This window comes from Leisingera sp. McT4-56 (assembly GCF_020514995.1).
GTDB lineage: Bacteria > Pseudomonadota > Alphaproteobacteria > Rhodobacterales > Rhodobacteraceae > Leisingera > Leisingera aquaemixtae_A.
Genome location: NZ_JAJALF010000008.1, coordinates 158,548 through 179,765, shown reverse-complemented (window position 1 = coordinate 179,765; position 21,218 = coordinate 158,548). Strand labels below are relative to the sequence as shown.

19 protein-coding genes and 1 tRNA gene are annotated in these 21,218 nt (G+C 61.3%); 5 read left to right on the top strand and 15 right to left on the bottom strand.

Going from position 1 to position 21,218, the window contains the following annotated elements; translation table 11 throughout:
• Window position 1: 1 nt before the first annotated feature.
• Window positions 2-88: transfer RNA gene (locus LHL23_RS11750), tRNA-Leu, on the bottom strand.
• Window positions 89-305: 217 nt separating this feature from the next.
• Between LHL23_RS11750 and hemN the strand changes: the two genes are divergently transcribed.
• Window positions 306-1,661, top strand: coding sequence for an oxygen-independent coproporphyrinogen III oxidase (gene hemN, locus LHL23_RS11745; RefSeq protein WP_226429981.1), 1,356 nt, complete (start codon window positions 306-308; stop codon window positions 1,659-1,661).
• A 244-nt stretch (window positions 1,662-1,905) separates the two neighbouring features.
• On the opposite strand, the gene LHL23_RS11740 is transcribed toward hemN, so the two are convergent.
• The 13 genes from LHL23_RS11740 to hemA form a co-directional block, all read right to left on the bottom strand.
• Window positions 1,906-2,958, bottom strand: coding sequence for an NnrS family protein (locus LHL23_RS11740; protein WP_226429980.1), 1,053 nt, complete (start codon window positions 2,956-2,958; stop codon window positions 1,906-1,908).
• 42 nt (window positions 2,959-3,000) lie between these two features.
• A complete protein-coding gene (locus tag LHL23_RS11735) occupies window positions 3,001-4,500 on the bottom strand; it encodes a nitrite reductase (RefSeq protein WP_226429989.1) in 1,500 nt (499 codons plus the stop codon).
• 58 nt (window positions 4,501-4,558) lie between these two features.
• Window positions 4,559-5,782 (bottom strand): heme d1 biosynthesis radical SAM protein NirJ, encoded by a 1,224-nt coding sequence (gene nirJ / locus LHL23_RS11730; protein WP_226429979.1) that lies wholly within the window; start codon window positions 5,780-5,782, stop codon window positions 4,559-4,561.
• A gap of 4 nt (window positions 5,783-5,786) precedes the next feature.
• On the bottom strand, window positions 5,787-6,281 hold the full coding sequence (gene ahbB / locus LHL23_RS11725) for a siroheme decarboxylase subunit beta (RefSeq protein ID WP_226429978.1): 495 nt from the start codon (window positions 6,279-6,281) through the stop codon (window positions 5,787-5,789).
• Entirely contained in the window at window positions 6,278-6,727 is a 450-nt protein-coding gene (locus LHL23_RS11720; protein ID WP_226429977.1) for an Lrp/AsnC family transcriptional regulator, read from the bottom strand. The genes ahbB (LHL23_RS11725) and LHL23_RS11720 overlap by 4 nt, the downstream gene beginning before the upstream one ends.
• A complete protein-coding gene (gene ahbB, locus LHL23_RS11715; protein WP_226429976.1) occupies window positions 6,724-7,713 on the bottom strand; it encodes a siroheme decarboxylase subunit beta in 990 nt (329 codons plus the stop codon). The genes LHL23_RS11720 and ahbB (LHL23_RS11715) overlap by 4 nt, the downstream gene beginning before the upstream one ends.
• A 3-nt stretch (window positions 7,714-7,716) precedes the next feature.
• Entirely contained in the window at window positions 7,717-8,856 is a 1,140-nt protein-coding gene (locus tag LHL23_RS11710) for a cytochrome D1 domain-containing protein (RefSeq protein WP_226429975.1), read from the bottom strand.
• A complete protein-coding gene (locus tag LHL23_RS11705; RefSeq protein ID WP_226429974.1) occupies window positions 8,853-9,182 on the bottom strand; it encodes a c-type cytochrome in 330 nt (109 codons plus the stop codon). Before LHL23_RS11705 ends, LHL23_RS11710 begins: the two co-directional genes overlap by 4 nt.
• On the bottom strand, window positions 9,175-9,942 hold the full coding sequence (gene cobA / locus LHL23_RS11700; RefSeq protein WP_226429973.1) for a uroporphyrinogen-III C-methyltransferase: 768 nt from the start codon (window positions 9,940-9,942) through the stop codon (window positions 9,175-9,177). The genes LHL23_RS11705 and cobA overlap by 8 nt, the downstream gene beginning before the upstream one ends.
• A gap of 326 nt (window positions 9,943-10,268) precedes the next feature.
• Window positions 10,269-10,688, bottom strand: a complete 420-nt coding sequence (locus tag LHL23_RS11695; protein WP_226429972.1) for a cupredoxin domain-containing protein — start codon at window positions 10,686-10,688, stop codon at window positions 10,269-10,271.
• A 57-nt stretch (window positions 10,689-10,745) separates the two neighbouring features.
• Window positions 10,746-12,539 (bottom strand): NapC/NirT family cytochrome c, encoded by a 1,794-nt coding sequence (locus LHL23_RS23495; protein ID WP_222477009.1) that lies wholly within the window; start codon window positions 12,537-12,539, stop codon window positions 10,746-10,748.
• Between the two features lie 192 nt (window positions 12,540-12,731).
• Window positions 12,732-14,408: a cytochrome D1 domain-containing protein gene (locus LHL23_RS11680; RefSeq protein WP_222477010.1), complete on the bottom strand. Its 1,677-nt coding sequence runs from the start codon at window positions 14,406-14,408 to the stop codon at window positions 12,732-12,734.
• Window positions 14,409-14,987: 579 nt separating this feature from the next.
• Window positions 14,988-16,211: a 5-aminolevulinate synthase gene (gene hemA, locus LHL23_RS11675; protein ID WP_226429987.1), complete on the bottom strand. Its 1,224-nt coding sequence runs from the start codon at window positions 16,209-16,211 to the stop codon at window positions 14,988-14,990.
• Between the two features lie 220 nt (window positions 16,212-16,431).
• On the opposite strand from hemA, the gene LHL23_RS11670 reads away from it, so the two are divergent.
• The gene (locus LHL23_RS11670; RefSeq protein WP_226429971.1) at window positions 16,432-17,145 is read left to right on the top strand and encodes a Crp/Fnr family transcriptional regulator; all 714 of its coding nucleotides are present in this window, start codon (window positions 16,432-16,434) and stop codon (window positions 17,143-17,145) included.
• Between the two features lie 49 nt (window positions 17,146-17,194).
• Here the strand turns inward: LHL23_RS11670 and LHL23_RS11665 are convergent, their stop codons facing one another.
• Complete coding sequence (locus LHL23_RS11665; RefSeq protein ID WP_222477014.1) at window positions 17,195-17,455, bottom strand: hypothetical protein; 261 nt, start codon at window positions 17,453-17,455, stop codon at window positions 17,195-17,197.
• On the opposite strand from LHL23_RS11665, the gene LHL23_RS11660 reads away from it, so the two are divergent.
• From LHL23_RS11660 to flgK, 3 genes are all read left to right on the top strand, one after another.
• Window positions 17,454-18,287 (top strand): flagellar motor protein MotB, encoded by an 834-nt coding sequence (locus LHL23_RS11660; RefSeq protein ID WP_222477017.1) that lies wholly within the window; start codon window positions 17,454-17,456, stop codon window positions 18,285-18,287. The two genes, LHL23_RS11665 and LHL23_RS11660, sit on opposite strands and share 2 nt — an antisense overlap.
• Before the next feature lie 125 nt (window positions 18,288-18,412).
• On the top strand, window positions 18,413-19,720 hold the full coding sequence (locus LHL23_RS11655; protein WP_222477019.1) for a flagellar hook protein FlgE: 1,308 nt from the start codon (window positions 18,413-18,415) through the stop codon (window positions 19,718-19,720).
• Between the two features lie 47 nt (window positions 19,721-19,767).
• Window positions 19,768-21,216 carry a flagellar hook-associated protein FlgK gene (flgK, locus tag LHL23_RS11650; RefSeq protein ID WP_226429970.1) on the top strand — a complete coding sequence of 483 codons (1,449 nt, stop codon included), beginning with the start codon at window positions 19,768-19,770 and terminating at the stop codon, window positions 21,214-21,216.
• Window positions 21,217-21,218: the final 2 nt, after the last annotated feature.

The window sequence follows — 21,218 nt, the reverse complement described above, 5'->3', positions numbered from 1 at the left end:
ATGGTGCCCAGGAGAGGACTCGAACCTCCACGTCCATACGGACACTAGCACCTGAAGCTAGCGCGTCTACCAATTCCGCCACCTGGGCAGGTGTCGTGAGGAGGGCGTATAAGCGGAGTCGCAGGCAGCGTCAAACGGAAAATGTGCCTCTAGGCCGAATTTCCCCAGAATTTGCCTTGTGATCGTTTTCCCAAGTGAATCCAGTGCGTTGCCGGAAGTGCCCCGGTTTCCGCCTATTCAGAATTCCGGATGGCGGTTTGATCCTGCGCAAAGTAGCGGATTCGCAAAAGGGGCATAGGAAAGTCATGAAACAGATTGACCGCCTCCAAGCCCTTGGGCTGTTCGACAGCCGGGTGCCCCGCTACACCTCATATCCGACCGCGCCAGTGTTTTCCGCTGCTGTGGGGGCTGCGGAACAGGCCCGCGAGCTGCAGTCGCTGGACCCCGACGTGCCGGTTTCCGTCTATTTGCACATCCCCTTCTGTGAGCGGCTGTGCTGGTTCTGCGCCTGCCGGACGCAAGGCACTCAGACGCTGAGTCCAGTGGAAAGCTACATCGGCACGCTTGAACAGGAGCTGAAGCTGGTGGCACCGCTTTTGCCCAAGGGGTTGCGGATGGGGCGGATGCATTGGGGCGGCGGAACTCCGACCATCCTGCCGCCGCAGCTGATCCACCGGCTGGCGCAGGCGGTGAAGGCTGTATTTCCGCATACTGACGATTGGGAGTTCTCGGTCGAGATTGATCCCACCATGGTCGACCGCGAGAAAATTGCTGCGCTGGCAGCGGAAGGCATGAACCGGGCCAGCATCGGCATTCAGGACTTCGATCCGCTTGTGCAGCAAGCGATCGGCCGCGCGCAGCCGTTTGAAGTGACAAAGGCCTGTGTAGAGGATTTGCGCGCGGCGGGGATCAATTCGCTGAATGCCGACCTGGTCTACGGCTTGCCGCATCAAACGCAGGCACGGATGGCGGACACGGTGGAGAAGGTGCTGAGCCTCGATCCCGACCGGCTGGCGCTGTTCGGTTACGCGCATGTGCCCTGGGTGGCCAAGCGTCAGAAGCTGATCAAGGAAGAGACGCTGCCGGACGATCTGGCCCGCTACCATCTGGCCGGGCTTGCGGCGGAGAAATTCGCCGAGGCGGGGTTTGCGGCAATCGGCATCGACCATTTTGCCAAACCCGGCGACGGGCTGGAGGTGGCGGCCCGCACCGGCCATCTGCGGCGGAACTTCCAGGGCTATACCGACGACACATGCCCGACGCTGATCGGCTTCGGCGCGTCGTCGATCTCCCGTTTTGCCGGCGGTTACATCCAGAACGCAGCGGCCACACCTGCGTATGTGCAGCGGGTTGAGGCCGGGCAGCTGACCGGTGCACGCGGCCATGTGATGAGCCAGGAGGATCTGCTGCGCGGCCGTGCCATCGAAATGCTGATGTGCGAATTCCGGCTGGACCGAGTAGAGCTGCAGCAGCGCTTCGGTGGTCTGGCGGCAACACTGGATGCGGATCTGGCGCAGATCGCAGCCCGCTTTGGCGATCTTGTGCTCTTGGATGGGGAAGCTCTGGAGATCCTGCCTGAAGGCCGCCCGCTGACCCGGATTATCGCCAGTTGCTTTGACGCGCATGTGCCCGAAGGGGTGCGCTACAGCCGGGCATCCTGACCTCGGGAGCAGGGCGCTCCCGCCCGTTTCTGGACTCCTTGCGGAGATCCCTCACAGTTGGGTGTGGCGCTGTGCTGATGCACAGCGCGGCACCCTGTTTTCCAGCCCGGTTCACAATCCCGCGCTTGGCGCAGCGGTTTCTGTACGCGCTGGGCCAAGACCGGCCAGCCTGTGCCACCCAATGCGCCACTGCCCGTCGGTGAATACCGGCCGCCGCGCTGCACGCATTTTCAACGGGCCTATGTTAGGGTTTTGTCTTTCCGGCCCCTGATGCTGTCCCTGACCTGGATCCGATAAAGACCGGCGTTCTGTGCGGCTGGCGGCAATGGCAGATCAACTGCAAAAGCGTGATGGCCCAAGCCGCGCCCCACAGTGCGTGGGCGGATGGCAGCATCTCTGCCAGACGCGCAATGACCGCTGCGTGAAGCAATGCGGCGCCCGCGAGACTGGTCGGCCTAGCTGCCAGTCCAGCCCCGGTGCGCCGGGCAAACACCCGCGATAGGAAGGCATGGATCATGCCGCCAATGCCACCCATCGTTAGCGTATGCAGGGCCAGCGACGGCTGCTGTTCCCACTGCATCATCAGCAGCAGCGACGCTGCTAGCCAAAGCCACGGCGGCAGCAGAAGCAAGCCGATCGGTGGCAGCCGCAGCGGCCATTGAAGCATTTGCCAGGCCAAGGCAGCTACAGCGGCGGCATACCAGCCTGGATGCGGCAGCACGGCCGCCCCGAGGATGTACAGTGCGGTGGCGATCCGGATAAGCGGGCGGTCCGATGGCTGCGGGAGTCTCGCGGCGCTGGCAAGAAAGGACGGCAGCGCACGCCCGCCGACCACGGCAATAAGGGCCGCAATCAGAAGCGGCGGCACACCGCTGTCAAGACCAGGCAGCAATGCGGCCAGGGCAAGAAGTACCGCCGCCAGCGGCGCCCACAGCCGATCCCACAGCTGTGCGCGCAGAACCGGCGGGGCCAACGTTGCAGCCAGCAGCAAAAAGAACGGCGCCTCGGCGGGGCCGGGCAGCAGCCGCCCCAGCAGCCACAGCGCCGTCAGCAGCGCCACCCGCGCAGGCGAAGCGCGCGCACCGGTCCAGCCCGGCAGCACTGTCAGCAGATAGGCAGCAATGGCCCCTCCGGCAAAGCCGAAGACCATCATGCGGGCGTGGTTCTGCGGATCCGCTGCAGCCAGCAATGGTCCGGCCAGCGCGGCCAGCACCGCACACAGCATCAGCGGCCGGTGCGGCGCCCGCCAGAAACTGGCGCCAAGCTCCGCAGATGCATCAGTTGCCGCGGGCGTCATCGCCCCGGGCCAAAGCGGCTGCCCTGCACCGTAGCGACTGCGCTAGTGGCTGGTGCCTTCGGAAAAGGTGATCTTGTTCCAGACATTGTATTTTCCAGACGGTTTGCGCATCGGCAGCCGCTTGACGATCTCCAGCGTCTTGGCGTCATAGACCAGAACCTCGCCGTCGTCCTCCCAGACCGATACCAGAGCATGCTTGCCGTCCCGGGTGAACTCCACATGCGCAACCGTGGCGCCAGGCACCGGGTCCAGGGTCTTGATGATTTCGAGGGTCTTCTTGTCGATCACATGCATCTTGTCCTTATGCGGTCCGAAGAACACATCGGCCCAGACATAAGGGGAGTTTTCGTGACTGCGCATGAAGAAGCCCGGACCCTGGGTTTCTATTCGCTTGACGGTTTCCCAGCTTTCCATGTCGATCACGGAGATGGTGCCATCCTTCAGGTGCGGCGTCGCCATGACTGTCGTGTCGCCGTACTTCCAGGTGATCCCGGACCCGAGGTGCGGCATGCCGGGAAGGTCCAGATCTGCCACTTTCTGACCGATCACCAGATCAATAACCTGGCCGCCTTCACCGCTGCGCGAAGCGCCCATCACGTATTCGTAGGTCTGGTCAAAGAAGAAATCGTCGAGATAGTCCGGGGTGGTGATCTTGCGAACCGGGAAAGGGATATCGGTGTGGGCAGGCCCCTCCATGCGCCAGTCATGGGCAAAACCCTGCTGGGGCGGGTTCTTGCCATAAAAGACTTCCCAGATCTCCGGCACATCCTTCAGCGCCAGCACGAAGCTTTCGCGCGGCGGCGCCTGGTACACGGCGGACACGCGACTGGGCGTTCCATCCTTGCCTTTGACCTCGCGCACGTCCGCAACAGACAGGTCCTCAGTGGACAGGATCGTCAGGGTATTGGGCAGGTAATTGGCTACGGCTAGCCAGTTTCCATCGGCGCTCATTGCGATGTTGCGGCTGTTGAGGCCCGCTCGGACACGGCCCACTTCTTTCAGTGAATACAGGTCGTATTTCTGCACCCAGCCGTCCCGCGACATGATGAAGACAAACCGGCCCTTCGGGTCGAACTTGGGTCCGCCATGAACAGCAAAAGGCGTTGGGAACCGGTCGAGCACCTCAAAGGTGTCGCCGTCCAGCACACTCACGTGGTGATCGCCGGTCTCTACCGCCAGGGTGATATTCATCGGGTCCGAAGACCACACGGGGGCATCCGCCGGCGCATAGTCCGGGTTCATCTGGCGGCTTTCCGCAATCTGCTCTGCGTTCCAGGTCGGCACCTCCGTCAGCGGCGTCTTGAGCCAGGCTGCCAGTTCATCAACCTGATCCGCCGGAATCACTTCGGCAAAGGCTGGCATCTGCGTGGCCTCGCGGCCGTGCAGAATGACATTTGCCACCTTCGGCCCGCGCATGCGCTTCAGTGTTTCAGGGATCAGCGCGGGGCCGGTTCCGCCCAAACGGCTTTCACCGTGGCAGCTGCTGCACTGCTCATGATACAGCTCGGCGGGATCGGCAGCGGCGGGTCCGCCAAACAGCATGAGCGCCGGCAGGGCTGCAGCCCAGATTTTTTTCCGCACCAGCGGTTTCGGCGCGGGGTTATCCGAAAAACCGGTGTTGTGGGTCATGGCTCTTTCCTTTGAAGGGGGTGACTTCCAGCCGCGGGCCGGCAGAGGCAACACCAATTTCGCTGTCGGTCAGGTAGCAGGCCGGGTCTTCCGCCCATGGGTTGCCGGTCAGCTGAAGCGCGCGGATACGGGTATTGCCGCCGCAGACATCTTTCAGGCTGCAGGCGCCGCAGCGGCCTTCCAGCGGGCGCGGGCGGGTCCGCAGCGTTGCCAGCATCGGATCATTGCCGGTCCAGAGCTCGGTAAAAGGTGTCTTCTTGACGTTGCCGACAGTGTAGCTGGACCAGTAGGTATCCGGGTGCACATCGCCGAGGAAGTCGATATTGGCAACGCCGAGGCCGGAGGAGTTGCCGCCCCAGGTCACAAGATGCTCGCGCACGTGGGCGGTCTGCTCGGCGCTGAAATTGCGGCGCACCCAGTCCAGGAAATACCCGGCATCGGCATCGTTGTTTCCGGTGACCACGTCCAGCGGTGCGCGCTTCCCGGTCACTCCGTCCCAAGCGCGTTCGATCAGCAGGTCCAGGCCCGCGCGGGTGCGTTTGTGATGCGCGTCCTCACCGCGGTTCTTGTCGCCGCGCCCCGCATAGACAAGATGCGAGAGGTAAAACTTGTCCACCCCTTCATCGTCGCACAACTGCAGCAGGTCCGGCAGGTGGTGGCCGGTGCCTTCGGTCAGGCAGAAGCGCAGCCCCACTTTGACACCACGCTTCTTGAGCGCGCGCACTCCGCGCACGGCGGCGTCAAAGGCGCCTTCGACACCGCGGAACCAGTCGTTGGTGGCGCCGATGCCGTCGATCGAGATGCCCACGTAGTCATATCCAATGTCTGCAATCCGGTCTGCGGCATCGCCGTGGATCTTGGTGCCGTTGGTCGACAGCGCCAGCACCCGGACCAGTTCCCGCGCCCGGCGGGCCAGAGGATCAAGGTACTTGCAGTCCAAAGGCTCGCCGCCCGACAGGATCAGTGCGGGGACGCGGAACCGCCCCAAATCCTCCAGCGTCTCCATCGCCTGCTGCTGGCTCAGCTCGCCAGGGAAATCGACATCAGCCGAAACCGTATAGCAGTGGCGGCATTTCAGGTTGCAGCGGCGGGTGAGGTTCCAGATCACCACCGGCTTGACCATCCCCGCGCCACCGCGCTTGCGCACGGGTTTCGGCTCGGTCAGCTGCTTCATGTATTCGGACATGCGAAACATGGGATTACCCCCGCTTGCGGAGCCTGAGCCCCGTCTTTTTCAGAATGCGCTTGGAATAGAGAATGTCGTGGCTGCGGCAGGCACCGCCCAGCAGCACGGCAATTTCCTGGCGTTTGGCCTCGACTTCGTCACGGGTGTCGCCGTGGACCATGGCAAAGAGGTTGTAGGTCCAGCCGGCCTCCGGTGCGCGCGGCCGTTCGTAGCAATGGGTGACAAAAGGCAGCGCGCCAATGCAGGCGCCTAGTTCCGCCACCCGGGCATCTTCGACATCCCAGACGGTCATGCCGTTTGCCACCATGCCCAGCTTGTAGTGGTTCGCAGCCGCGGCGATGCGGCGGATCGCACCGCTTTCTTTCATGGCCCGGATCCGTTCGATCAGTGCCTCTTCGCTGATACCGAGGCGCCCGGCCACTTCGGCGTATGGCTCAGCTACCAGAGGCAGGCCGCCCTGAAGCGCCGCAGTAATCTCGCGGTCAGAAATTTCGGTCTCGACAGTCATGCATTCACCCGGAAGCCGATGAAGAACTCCTGCAGTTTCGGGAAACACAGAACCTGCAGGCCGGTCTTGCGCTCGATCCGCGCTGCTGTATCCGCAATGCCCTCCGGTGTTTCGGTGGCTAGAACGAACCACATGTTGAGCGCGTGGTCGCGCTCATAGTTGTGCGCCACTTCCGGGAAGTCATTGACTTCGGTCATGACTTCTTCAAAACGGTCCGCCGGCACCTCCATCGCACACAAGCAGAAAGCCCCGCCCATGGCTGCCACGTCGAAGAACGGACCGAAGCGGGTGATCGCGCCTGCGTCCTTCATCGCTTTCGTGCGCTCGATGACCTCGGTTTCTGAGAGCCCCAGTTCCGCCCCGACGGCGGCAAAGGGGCGGCTGGAAAGCGGCAGGTCGTCCTGCAGCCTGTTGATCAATGCGCGATCGGTATCGTCCAGCATCATGCAGCCCTTCCATCGCTTCGGGCAATCAGAGCCCCGGTCTGTTTGAAGCAGCGGCTCGAGAAGAGCACCTTGGTGCGCGCGCCAGCCAGTTCAGGGAGGGCGCTTGCGGCATCGATCACCGTCTGCGCGCCGCTGCGGGTGCGGGCGTGCACCATGTTGTAGAGCCTGTACGGCCAGACACCCGGAACTGGCCTGCGTTCATAGGCAAGCGTCACCCCGTCCAGCGCTGCAAGCGCGGGCCCCGCGGTGCCGATCTGCGCTTGGGGCAGGTCCCAGACCACCATTGCATTGGCCGACCATCCCAGCGCCCTGTGGCGGACGATGACGCCAAGACGCGAAATGATCCCTGCCTGCTGAAGCACGTTGATCCGGTCGATCACAACTGCTTCGCCCAAACCGAGCTGCAGCCCGATTTCAGCATACGGCCGCTTCGCCAGGGGCATGCCCCTGGCAAGGATTTGCAGCAAGTCCCTGTCGCCATCAAGCAGCACGCTGCGGTCGGCCGGGCGCGGCGGGTTGAGCTGGCGCGGGCCGTTCATCCGGAACCCCAGATCGACGTTGAAGGGACGCACAAGCCGCAGATCCAGAACCCGCAGGCCAGTGGCCTTCTCAATGCAGGCAAGTGTTTCATCCACATGCGCACGGTCCGGTCCTGTCGCCACAAACCAAAGGTTCCAGAAGTCTTCGCGCTGGTAATTGTGATTCACGCCAGGCTGCGTGCCGATCAGCGCCGCGACTTCCTCGATGCGGTTGGGCGGGGCCGCCACCGCAGCCAAAGTAGAGGCCGAAATTGTGTTGGGCGCGATGGTTGCGCCGAGCCGGCTGACGCGGCCAGCGCCCTGCATGAACGACAGGCGCGCGATGACCTCGTCCTCGCCGATCCCGAGCGCCTCGCCCAGCAGGGCGAAGGGGCGCGCGGTGACTGGGAAATCCCTCTGCCAGTCATCCAGCAGGCGGCGGTCGGTCGAGCAGGCGATCCCGTCCATCTCTTACAAACCCGTCCTGTGCGCCCGCGCGGTAAAGAAGATTCCCGAAGGGCTTTCTGCGTCTATTTCACGAAGTTTCTCAAAGGTCTGCGTGTCGTAGACCATGATCTTTCCGGCGTCCCGGACGCTCAGCCAGACTTCGTGCCCGCGCGGAGTGAATTCCATGTGCAGCACCGCTGGTCCGGGCTTGAACTGGTGGATTACTTCCTTGGAAACACTGTCGATTACCTGGATCGTGTCATTCAGAGGGTGGGCAAAGTTGACCCAGACCTGCCGCCCGTCGGGCCGTGCCATGGCAAAGACCGGCTGGCCGTGCGTCTTGGTGCGGGCGGTCTCCTCTAGAGTGTTTGCGTCCACCCACAGCACTTCGTGGTGGCCTACTGCCGGCAGCACGAACTCCTGCCCGGTCAGTGCCCAGCCTTCCAGGTGAGGCATTTTGTAGACCGGCATTTCTTCCTGCCCCCGGCCATAGCCGGGCAGCACCCGGATGGGCTCCGGCTGCTCGGCCCAAAGGTCCAGTGCAGTCAGCCCGTCTTCCCCGAACAGGCCGGTGATATAGGTCCGCCCGCTGGCCGTGATCAGCGCATCATAGGGGCGGTCGCCCATTCCCTGGATACGGGTGATTTGCGGTTCCGCCCCGGACATGTCGGCGATCCAGGTCTCGCCTGTGTCCCAGACGGTGAACACAAAACGGGTGCCGGGCGCATCCACCAGGCCGATGGTCTTGCCGCCGGTGGGAATGTCCAGAACCATTTCCAGGGTGTCCGCGTCGAAAATGCGCACGCCGCCGGGGTCATAGTTGGAAACCGCCACCAGCTTGCCGTCGTCCGAGATCGCCCCGCCGATGGCATTTCCCGACTGCATCACCCGGCCAGCAACCTTGCGGGTGGTGATGTCCAGTTTGGTTAGCCCGCCGTCGCGGCCAAAGACGTAAGCAAAACGTTCATCCGGCGAATAGACGAGGCTTGCATGGCTGAGGTCGCCGAAGCCTTCGATCCGCGCAAGTGCCGCGCGCTCGGATTGATCGACCAGCAGCACAGAACCGGTGGCCCGCTCTATAACAACGCCAAGATCGCCTGTGGCAACGGTCTCGGCACCGGCTGCGGACGCGCAGAACAGGACGGCAGCAAGGAGGTGTTTCACTTCATTTCTCCTGACAACAGGTAATCGGCAATCCGCGCGGCGTCTTCCTGGCTCAGCAAGGGGCGCCAGGGCGGCATGGGGGTATCGGGAACCCCGTTGAGGATCACCGAAACAAGGACCTCGCGGTCGTAGTGCTGCAGCGCTTCAGTCGTGAGTTCAGGCCCCAGCCCGCCCTTGAGCTGCAGCCCGTGGCACGAACCGCAATCCTGGTGTACCAGACGCTGCAGGGCATCTGCCCCTTCCGCCCCAGCAGGGCCGGCAGCGGCGGCACATGGCAACAGCAGCGCCAGGGCAGCCACGGTTATGCCGTGCCGGATGTCAGCCATGGGCCTTGGCCTGCGCCACCAGTTCGGCAACGGGCTGTTCGGAATAAAGCGAAACCACCTGGCCGATGATGAACAATGTGGGCGGCTTCAGGGCTGCCTCGCGGGCATCCTGCGCAATCGAGCCGAGCGTCGAGATCATGCGCCGCTCCTCAGCCGAGGTGGCTTTGGATATCGCCATCACAGGTGTGCCCGCCGGCAGGCCTTCGGTCATCAGCCCCATGGCAATCTGGCCGATATTGGCGACCCCCATGTAGACAACAAGCGTCGTGTCAGGATCGGCCAGCCGCTTCCAGTCCAGGTCCAGAATCTTGTCCGCCTGCCGGTGCCCGGTCACATACTGCACGCTGGTGGCGATGCCGCGGTGGGTGAGCGGCACCCCGGTCGAGCAGGACGCGCCCTGTGCTGCAGTGATCCCCGGTGCGTATTCGACACTGACGCCGTGCCCGGTCAGATACAGCGCCTCTTCGGATCCCCGGCCAAAAATCATCGGATCGCCGCCCTTGAGACGTGCCACCGTATGGCCTTGGCTTGCCTGCTCAAGCAGTATCTCGTTGATACGGTCCTGCGGGACAGGATGGTTTTTCGGGCATTTGCCGACTGGAATCAGCGCCGCCCTTTTTGGGCACAGCGCCATGATTTCATCCGAAACCAGACGGTCGTAGACAACAACATCCGCCTCTTCCAGCATCTTGAGCGCCCGCAGGGTCAGCAGGTCAGGATCTCCCGGGCCAGCGCCTATCAGGAATACTTTACCGCTCATGAGGTCCCTCGCATGTATCTGTTGTTTCCATAATCAAGGTTTCCAAGACCCGGCGTCCTGTCCCGCTTGTTTCATACAGCGGAGATGGTCCGATCCTGCGAATCCGGTATGTCAGGGGCAGAATGCCCCGGAGCCTTCCCGGATTCCTTGACTTAAGTTAAGGTGCCGGTCACGGGTTGAGACCTTGCCGCCAGTGTTCGCCTAAGCCATTGTAATGGATGATTTAATGGCTTCGCAAAGGATATTCTGGCGAACACCGGCATCCCGTGCTTCGTGCCCGTGGTAATCGCAGCCGCGGGCTGCGGAAAGCGCAGCTTCCGCTGTGCTTACTCTTCTGTGACCGTGACCACTCCGATCATCTGCTGTGTCTCCCAATGGGGACCACAGAGGTATTCCTGGCTTCCAGCGGTCAGAAAGGTGAATTCGACGCTCTCCTCCGGAAAAGCGCGATCCGATTCCGGCATTCTGGCAGCGGGCGACAAAACGCTGTGGCTGGTGCGCTTGTCGACATTGACCCAGCGCACGGTGGTTCCCACGGGCACCGTGACTGCCGCAGGGCAGAAGTTGTACTTGTACATTTTGACGACCGTCACGCCTTCCGCGTCGGCGGAAGAGCTGCCGAAAATAGAGACATAGCGCTCCTCGGCCTCAGCACAAATCGCGGCATTACCGTCGTCTTCCGCCAGAACGGGAAAAGCTGCCGCAAGCGGCAGCAGTGCAGACACAAGAATGGATAGCCTTTTCATCTGAAGTCTCCTTGCCGGAAGATCCGGCGGCCGGAAGGCCCGGCCGCCGGTTTGGTTTTACTGCCCGACTACGTTGATCTGCGCCTCGCCGTTGTCCAGGGCCATGGTGGTGTTCAGCGTCACGTGGTGGAACCGCGCGGCGGCATAGTCATCATGGATGGCGAAGCCGACAGTGTAGGTTTTGCCCGGTTCCAGCGGAACATCCCCCTGCGCGCCGGAGTTCAGCGGCCGTGAGAAGACCACGGTCCACATGCCGGCCGAAAGGGTGGCTTCGGAGGCGAACTCGCCGCCGTTCTCGACCCGGCGCTCCAGCAGATACCCGTTGGAGCCGCTGCCGTCCGAGTAGACCCGCATCAGGTCCATGAAGGTGCCGTCGGCCAGGTACTGCTCGATCTCCTCTGCCGCCTTCAGCTGATCCCAGCCGCCCTGCGGTTTGCCGCGGCGCCCCTTGATCTCGATGCTGGAGCGGGTCTCGCTCAGATACTTGGTGACAGAGCCGTTGGCCTCAAGGCGGGCCGCGACATCGCCGCTGGCGGCAATCGCTTCGGCGCCAGGGTCAAAGGGCATGTAGGTGTTGTCCGCGTGGCAAGTCGCCCAGCAGCCTACCTGCTCACCCATCTCGATGCCGGTGCCGGTGATCATCATTGCGACCTTGATCTGGTTGTCCGGGTCCATTTTGCCGCCGTCCACGAAGGGTACTGGAGCATGGGAACCGTCCGGCCATTGCATGCGCACATAGAGGTTCTCACCGTCATGTGCCGCCTGCACGGTTGCATTGATTACGCCGCGCTTGCCGGGAACTGGCGTCGGCTCGGTGTTCTCGGTTCCGGCGACAATCTTGCTGCCGATAGCTTCCACCTCTTTGCCGTGGCAGGTCGAACATTGGTCGCCGCCTTTGGTCAGCGGGCGCGCGCCGCCGTGCTGCTTGCCGTTCTGCACCCATTCGAAAGAGGCCTGGCCGGGGTAGAACAGAGTCATGTTCGCCGCGGTAACTGCATCCCAGTCAATGCCCGGCGCAACATTGCTGCCGCCTGATCCTGCCGCTTCGGCAGTTTCTCCGGACGCCAGAGCCCGCTCCTCTGCACGTGCCGCCTCGACTGCAGCGGCGATGCGGGCCTGAACAACTTCCTGCTCAGCTTGTTTGGCCGCTTGGGCAGCCTCAGCTTCGGCGGCTTCCTTGGCTTCGATGCGGGCGAGGCTTTCCATGTATTCTGCCGGAATCTCGCGGATGAACCGAGGGTCTGGTGACTCCAGCTTCTCGAGATACTCGTCCTCCGCCCGGTCGCGGATGTTGGAGTGCGCGATACCCTTGTGGCAGTCGATGCAGGTTTGCCCCACAGTCATGGCGTTCAAGTGCTGCTGGCGCGCGCGCGGCTTCTGGAATTCCGGCATCATCGACTCGAAGTCGTGACAGTTCCGGCATTCGCGCGAGTCCGTGCGTTTCATCCGCTCCCATTCGTTCATGGCCAGGTGAATGCGCTTGGCTTCGAACTTCTCAGGAGTGCTGATCGTTCCGGTAATCTTGCCCCAGACTTCCTTCGAGGCCTGAATCTTGCGGATGATCTTGTGTGTCCAGTCCTTTGGCACGTGGCAGTCAGAACAGACCGCGCCGACACCCGAGCGGTTCACATCGTGGATCGTGCCCTTGTATTCCTCATAAACGAAGTCCCGCATCTCGTGGCAGGAGACGCAGAACTGCTTTGTGTTGGTTGCTTCCATGGCGGTGTTGAAACCGCCCCAGAAAATAATGCCCGCGGTGAAGGCAACAAGAATCCCGCCGATCGGCATGCCCCAAAGGACATAGCGCCGCCAGAGGGGTCTTTTCTTTTCCGCTTGGTTGGTCTGGGTCATCTCCAGGCTCCATAAATCTCTGTATGAGCCCCCTGCCGACGGAGGTCTAAGTCCCGGATTGCAGGGGGCGCAGGGCGGGATGCAGAGGTATCTGCCGTGCCCTGACTCCCCGCGGCCGCCGCAATCCGGTACCGCTAAGGCAGGAAGGGCGGGCGCTCGGCCCGCCCTTCCGAAGGTCTGTCATCCTGATCGTCAGGTGACGTGGTTCGACCGGTTGTAGACGTTGAACTTGCCGGTCGGGGCATACAGGCCCTTCACGCGGCCGATCTCTTCCAGCGTCTCGGCGTCGAAGATCACGATTTCGCCGTTGGGCTCTTTCGAAGTCGAGCGGTTCCATTTGGAGACCCAGACTTCGGTGCCGTCCGCGTTGAACTCGAAGTGCACAGCGGCGGAGCCTTCCTCGTCAGTGATCTGGATCGTTTTCACGACCTCACCGGTCTCTTTCGAGATGACCTGCACCGACTGCTGAACCTCAGGCTCGGGGTGCTTGGTTTGGTCAGCCCAGTAGTACTTGGAGTTCGGGTGGGTCCGGATGAACAGGCCCGCACCATCGGTCTCGACCTCGTAGCAGGTCTTCCAAGCGTTGTCGGGGTTGCCTTCCGGGTCGTTGCCCCAAACCGTCACGGTGCCCTCGCCAAGGTGAGTGGTGCCGGCAACCGGGCCGCAGTTCGGGTCAACCCAGTTGGCGCCCGGGCCGGGGTGCGGCAGCGGCGCGGTGTCGATCATCGCCTCGAGCTTGCGCTCCTTGGTGTCGACAACAACCATCTTGTTCGATGCGTTTGCAGCGATCTGGAAATAGCGGCCGGTCGGATCAAAGAAGCCGTCGTGCAGGAACTTGGCCGAGTTGATCTTGTCGATGCGCAGGTTGTCCAGGTCGGAGTAGTCCACCTGCCACAGCTGGCCCAGTTCCTTCACCGCAACGATCCAGGTCGGCTCGTTGGGGGTGGTGTAGATGGCAGCCACGCGGCTTTCTTCCACATAGTCGCCGTCAACGTTGGTGCCGCGGGTCGAAACAACCTTCAGCGGTTCCATGGTCTTGGCGTCTACGATCGCAAAGTGCGGCGGCCAATAGGCACCGCCGATGACGTATTTGCCGTCGCCGGACACCGCCACATCGCGGGCGTCATAGCCAATGGTGACTTCGGAAACCAGCATCTTGTCCGGCGTCTGCCAGAGGTCGATCTTGGTCATCTTGCCGTCGCGGCCCATGGTGTACCAGAAGCGGCCCGGGTTTTCCGGCTCTTCCAGTTTGTGGTGTTCAGAGGCTTTCAGCACGTGCACGGCATAACCGGTCGGGATGTGTGCAAGAACTTCCTTGGTGTCGCCGTCGATCACGGCCACTTTGCCCACGTCACGCTCGATGACGACGAAGAAGTTTTCCCAGTTGCGGCCGTGCAGCGGCTCGGTCGGGTAGTCTGCTTCTTCGACATAGACCTTGCGGGTCTGTCTCATTTGCTCAAGCGACATCTCTGGCGGCTTCGGCGGATCCATCTGGATGTAGGTCGCCATGTCCTTGATTTCCTGCTCGGTCATGATGTCCGAGAAGTTGTTCATCCCGCCTTCGGTACCCCAGGCGATAATCTTTTCCAGACGCTCCTGGCCCAATTTCAGGGTGCCGCCTTCGACCACTGTGCCGTCAGCCTTGGTCTGTTTAAAGTGCGGCTCCAGGTTCTTGCCGGTTGCGCCTTTGCGCAGAACGCCGTGGCAGCCTGCGCAGCGTTCGAAATAAAGCTGCTTGGAAGATTCAAAAGCCTCCTCACTCAAGGTGGGGCCTTCGGCGTAGGCGGGGATAGCGGCAGAACCAAGCAGCAGTGCAAAGCCTGCTCCCAGTGCCCGGCGGGTATTTTTGTAGCTGAGTCCAAGTGACATGATCACTCTCCGTTTGCTGGTGAGGCACCCGGATAAGAGGGGGATTCTGCCGGCAGTTCTTTGACTTTGGACAACTTCGCTCGCGGTTTTGTGAGTTTCGGGCCGGTTTTCGCCTCCACCCCGGGTTTGTTCGTGGGATTGCGGCCTGGCGTCTTGCGCCGGCTGCAGCTCAATAATTTCCCTCAACCGGCCAGCTCTTGACTTTGGATAAGGCTAGCGGCCGGACCAAACGGTTAAAATCCGGATGCACCTAATAAACGGCGCCGGCCAGACGGGTATTTTCCGGACGGAAATATTCCGGCGCAGGTTAACCAGTCCGCTGGCGCCGTCTTACGGTGAGGCCGGCAAACAGCATGGCTGGTTTCGGACCGCGGCGCCCGCAAAACACTGCGGGCGCCGCGGCCATTCCTTCCAGCCAACCCATTCAAATCAGCCCAGGCTCCGCCGTGCCAGCCCGGTGCCCAGTGTTCTTCAATGCATCCAATCCAAGGCGAGTCTAAACGTAAACTGCCCCAGCGGCCTTGCGGCCGCTAGGGTGCGCAACCTGCATGCCCCGGCTGCGGATTACTGGACCGCGGCCTACTGGGCTGCCGACGTCCGGCGCGCAATCTTGCAGCGTTCCCAGAGCGTTCCCAGCGCCTCCACCAGTTGTTTGATGTCGGTGGGTGAATGCACCGGACCCGGCGTGATCCGAAGACGCTCTGTGCCTTTTGGCACGGTGGGATAATTGATCGGCTGGATATAGATGCCGAATTCCTCCAGCAGCGCATCAGAGATGAACTTGCACTTCACCGGATCGCCCACAATGATCGGAATGATATGGCTCGGGTTCATGATGTGCGGAATACCCAGCAGATCAAGCTGGGCGCGGACGTCGGCGACCCGTTCCTTCTGCAGGATGCGCTCACTCTGCGATGCCTTGAGGTGGCGCACGGAAGCAAGGGCGCCAGCGGCAACAACAGGCGGCAGGGCGGTGGTGAAAATGAATCCGCTGGCAAAGCTGCGCACAAAATCGCACAGCGGCGCACTGGCGGCGATATAACCGCCCACCACACCAAACGCCTTGCCCAACGTGCCCTCAATCACTGTCAACCGGTCCATCAGCCCTTCGCGCTCGGCAATGCCGCCACCGCGCGGACCGTAAAGCCCGACTGCATGCACCTCGTCCAAGTAGGTCATCGCGCCGAACTCATCTGCCGCGTCGCAGATCTCCTTGATCGGCGCTATGTCCCCATCCATCGAATAGACCGATTCAAATGCGATCATCTTGGGTGCATTGGCTGGCGCCGCTGCCAGCTTGGCCCGCAGATCGTTCACGTCGTTGTGCTTCCAGATCACTTTTTCAGCGCGGGAATGGCGGATGCCCTCGATCATGCTGGCGTGGTTCAGGCTGTCGGAAAACACGATCAGCCCCGGTATCTTGGCGGCCAATGTTCCGATCGCCGCCCAGTTCGACACGTATCCGGAAGTGAACAGAAGCGCCGCTTCCTTCCCATGCAGGTCGGCAAGCTCTTCCTCCAGCAGCACATGGGCATGGGTGGTGCCTGAAATATTGCGGGTTCCGCCTGCTCCAGCTCCGGACGTATCCAGCGCCTCATGCATCGCAGCCAGCACCTCCGGGCATTGGCCCATTCCCAGATAGTCGTTCGAGCACCATATTTTCACATCCCTACGGGTTCCGCCTTCGGTTTGCTGTGCCTCCGGGAATGCTCCCTGCCGCCGCTCAAGATCAATGAAAACGCGGTAGTTTCCTTCGTCTTTCAGCTCCTGCAGGCGATCCTTGAAAAAATGTTCGAAATCCATGGCTGGGCCTCCGCTCGCTTGCATCTGCCATTCTGTCTGGAGCGGATCCTGATACGGACCAGCGGCGTCATCCATGACTATGGTCAAGGATACAGACTGGCGGCGGCCCATTGCGGACCAGAGCGGCAGTGGACCTTCACCTGCCGCGTCTGTATTCATGAATCCTAGGCACATGAAGCTCCGGCAAAGGCGGGAGCCGGAACCCAGGAGACACAAGACTTTGGCGCACGAACAGAACAAAGCGGTCGCACGCAATTCGCTCTTGCTCCGTTCGCTGCCTGACCAACATGTCGAAACCCTGCTGTCCCACGGCATTTTCCGGCACTATGACCGGGGCGAAACCATTTTTCTGCAGGATGAGGAAGCCGCTGAGATCCACGTCATGATCGAGGGCTGGGCCAAACTGTTCCGGATTGCGCCCAACGGCTCTGAAACTGTGGTAAGTGTCTTTGCCCGCGGCGAAAGCTTCGGAGAAGCGGTGGCGCTCAAAGGTGCCAGGTATCCGGTGTCGGCCGAAGCGGTGACACCCGCGGAGGTTTTGCACATTCCCTCTTCGCTGCTGGTGTCTCTGATGAAACAGGAGCCGCAGATCAGTATTTCCATTTTGGCGTCGACCTTTGCCCATCTGCATTCGCTGGTCGAACAGCTGGAACAGCTGAAGGCACAGACCGGCGCCCAGAGGGTGGCGGAATTCCTGCTGAAGCTCTGTCGCTGCGATAGCGGCGGCTGTGAGGTGGTCCTGCCCTACGACAAGGTTTTGATCGCCGGCCGCCTAGGCATGAAACCGGAAAGCCTGAGCCGTGCCTTTGCCCGTCTGAAAACAGCTGGAGTGGAAATCAAAAAGAACCACGCTGTTATCGAGGACGTTCAGAAACTGCGCGGCTACGCTGAGATAGATCCGGCCGAAGCCTGGCACAAGGGCGGCACAGCGTAATAGACAGGGCTACGGGCCTATCGGTCTCTTCGGATCAGCATTTGATTTCTCATGTGCCGTGCTGGTCCAATTTGCCTGGCGACGCCATGTTAAACTGCTCTTGATCAACCTTTGACAAGCTTTCCCGATGCCGAGGCAAGTGGCTGGAAGGATTACGGGTCCAGTGCTGCAGCGCTGCCGGCAGTTCGCGGCAGGCCGTTGTGGAGATGTGCTTGTCGTCGCAGGAACTGCCGGCAAATTTAACTGTTAAGCCGGGCTTAACGTGCCGCCTGCTATCCCGGGAATGGGTGAAAATAGTGGTGGTGAACATGAGCGCACAGAGCAATGTGGCGCCCATTATCATCAAAAAGAAAAAAGTCAGTGGTGGCGATGGCCATCACGGCGGCGCGTGGAAAGTGGCTTATGCCGACTTCGTGACCGCGATGATGGCCTTCTTTATGCTGATGTGGCTGCTGAACGCGACGACGGAAAAACAACGCAAGGGTCTGGCGGATTATTTCTCGCCATCGATTCCGCTGAGCCGGATCTCAGGCGGCGGCAATGGCGCCTTCCAGGGGGACAGCATGTTCACCGAGGATATCCAGCCAAAGTCCGGCACCGGCGCAACGGATATCAATCCGGCAGATGCCCAGAAGGCGCAGGGTGACACGGGGGTTGAGTCCGACCACAAGCGGGATCAGGATGACGACAAGTTCCGAGCGATTGAGGAACAGCTGTCCGGCCGCGGCGGAGAGAGTATGGTGTCCACCGCGATGGCCCGCCACATTGTGACCCGCGTCACCGACGAAGGGCTGATCATTGAGCTGTTTGCCACCGAAGACGTGCCGCTGTTCGAAGACGGGCAGGCGAATCCGACTGCTTTGTACAGGGATCTGGTCCGGATGATTGCGCGTGTATCTGAGGGCGTGACCAACAACATTGCTGTGGGCGGCCATATCCGCTCGCATCCGGTCGTGCTGGCGAAGAATCCGGTTTGGGAACTGTCCCATGACCGTGCGGATGAAACCCGAAAGCTGCTCGAATCGGGAGGCTTGGCAGCAGCCAGGATTCACCGTGTGACCGGCCATGCTGACCGCAAGCTCGCTGCCAAAAATCCAATGGCGGCCCGCAATGACCGGATCGAAATCATCCTGCTTCGCTAATAAACCGCTGAAAACGCACAACGTGCGGCTGGCAGATACGTCATTTTTGATCTGTTAGCCGCCCGTTAATGGCTGCTGCGCTAGCTGTTGCATCAGAATGATTAGATGCAGCAGAAAGGCGTGCTATGACCATTTCTTCGTCGCTGAACGCGGGCGTTTCAGGATTGAGCGCCAACGCCAGCCGGTTGGCTTCCATCTCCGACAACATCGCCAACTCCTCGACCCGCGGCTACAAGCGGGTTCAGACAGATTTCCATTCCATGGTCTTGTCCGGTTCTGGCGGCACCTATTCGGCGGGCGGGGTGCGCACCACCAATGTGCGGCTGATTGACGAACGCGGGCCGCTGGTCTCGACCAACAATGCAACCGATCTGGCGGTACGCGGCCGCGGAATGCTACCGGTGGCCTCGATCACCGAGGTGGAGGCCGGCGGCAACCCTTCGATGCTGCTGACCTCTACCGGGTCGTTCCGTACCGACTCGAACGGCTACTTGTCGACCGAATCCGGCCTGGTTCTGATGGGCTTTCCAGCGCTTGCGGATGGTACTGTGCCGGATGCTGCACGTGACACCAGCAATTCGCTGGAGCCGGTCCACATCGACCTGAACCGCCTTTCGGCGGAGCCGACAACCGAGATCAGCCTGACCGCGAACCTGCCGGCCTCCGAGACTGATCCTGGCGCCACCGGGGCTCCGGTGGAACATGTCGTACAATACTATGACAATATGGGCCGCTCCGAAGAACTGGCGATCACCTACACACCAAGCGTGGCGACCCCGCCGGCAACCACCGGCACCAATGAATGGACGATGCAGATTGTCGATTCGGCAACCGGCGCCACGGTGATCGGCGAATACACTCTGACCTTCGACGACAGTGCGTCCACAGCCGGCACGCTGCAAAGCGTGGCCACTGTGACCGGCGGTGCCTATGACGCGACGGCCGGCTCGGTCACCATCAACGTCGCAGGCGGACCGATCGAGATCAATATCGGCGTTATCGGCGAGCAGAACGGGATGAGCCAGCTGGGCGATGAATTCGTTCCGGGCACAACCGTGAAGGACGGCACCGCGGTTGGTTCCTTTGTTTCGGTGGAAATCAACGAATCCGGGGAAGTCATCGCCAAATATGACTCCGGCGACACCAAGGTCATCTACAAGGTTCCGCTGGCGGATGTGTCGAACCTGAACGGCATGCAGGCTTTGGATTCCCAAACCTACAAGCCGACGGATGATTCCGGGGCGTTCTACCTGTGGGATGCCGGCGACGGCCCGACCGGTGAAATCCTGGGCTATGCCCAAGAGGAATCGGCTGTCGACGTGGCAACCGAGCTGACCGACATGATCCAGACCCAGCGGGCCTATTCGTCCAACGCGAAGGTCATCCAGACCGTTGATGAAATGCTGCAGGAAACCACCAACATCAAGCGCTAAGGCGCTTGATGGCCCCCTGACACTGCCTTCATGAAAGCAGGCTGAACATGTCTATTTATTCCGCCCTAAACAGCGCGATGAGCGGCCTGACTGCTGCCAGCCGGTCTTCGCAGATCGTTTCCGAGAATCTCGCCAATGCCCTGACGCCCGGGTACACGCGCCGGGTTTTGGATCTGAACAGCCCGGGCGTTGGTGTTCCCGGTGTCCAGGTAGGGCATGTTCAGCGGCTGAACGATCCGGTGGTAATTTCCAACCGCAGGGTCGCCGAGGCGGATTTCGGCACCGCCAAGATCCAAGCGGACTTCTTTGAAAGGATGTCCAGCCTGGTTGGCACCGTGGATGACGAGATGTCCTTGGCAGCGCAACTATCAAATTTCGAGTCATCGCTGATCGAAGTCGTGTCGCGCCCGGATTCACAACCCCGGCTCAACGACCTGTCGGTCAAGGCGGATTCCCTTGCGGAATCGATTTCGCGTGCAGCCGAGGGGCTGCGTGATCTGCGGATCAACGCCGACAGCGCAATCAACAGCCAGGTCGACACCGTCAACCAGGCCTTGAAAGAGATCGAAAAGCTGAATGCACGCATCATGGTCGTGGAGGCGGGCGGCATGGATGCTGTTTCCATGCACGATCAGCGGGATCAGCTGATCGACCAAGTGAATGAAATCATTCCCGTCAACGTTGTCCGGCGTGATAACGGCCAGGTGACACTGTACTCGGCGGGCGGTGTGATGCTGCTGGATGGCAAGGCGTCGGAGCTGAGCTTCTCGCCGTCGCGGGATATCATGCCGCATATGACGCTCGGCAATGGAATGCTCTCTGGGCTGGAAGTCAACGGCAGGGTGATCGAAACCGGTCCGGACGGCCCGCTGCGTGGCGGCACTCTGACTGCGCAATTTGAGATCCGGGATGTCACCGCAGTGGAGGCCCAGGAAGACCTGGATGCGATGGCGCGGGATCTGATCGAACGGTTCCAGGATCCGGCACTGGATGGCACGATCGGAGTGACCGATGCCGGTATCTTCACCGATGACGGCGGCTTTTTCGATGCTGCAAATACTGTCGGGATCGCAAACAGGATTGAATTGAATGACCTGGTTTCTCTGACCGGAAGCGCAGAGACATGGCGGTTCCGCGACGGTCTTTATGCTGCTGCGCCAGGTGATCCGGGTGATTCCAGCCTTTTGCAGAGCTATACCGATGCACTGAACACCACGCGCACGGTATCGTCGGTTGGTCTGGGCACATCGGATTTGACTGCAGGCACCCTGAGCGCAAATCTGCTGTCCCGGTTTGCACAGGACAACGAAACCGCATCCCGCGCATCAACCTTCGCGGCCACCAGTTTTAACGAGCTGAGCCAGGCAGAACTGGCGCTGGGTGTCGATACCGACGCCGAGCTGCAAAACCTGATGCTGGTGGAGAAATTCTATGCTGCCAACGCCCGGGTCATCTCTGTCGTGGATGAGCTTATGGAAACACTTCTGAGGATCTGACG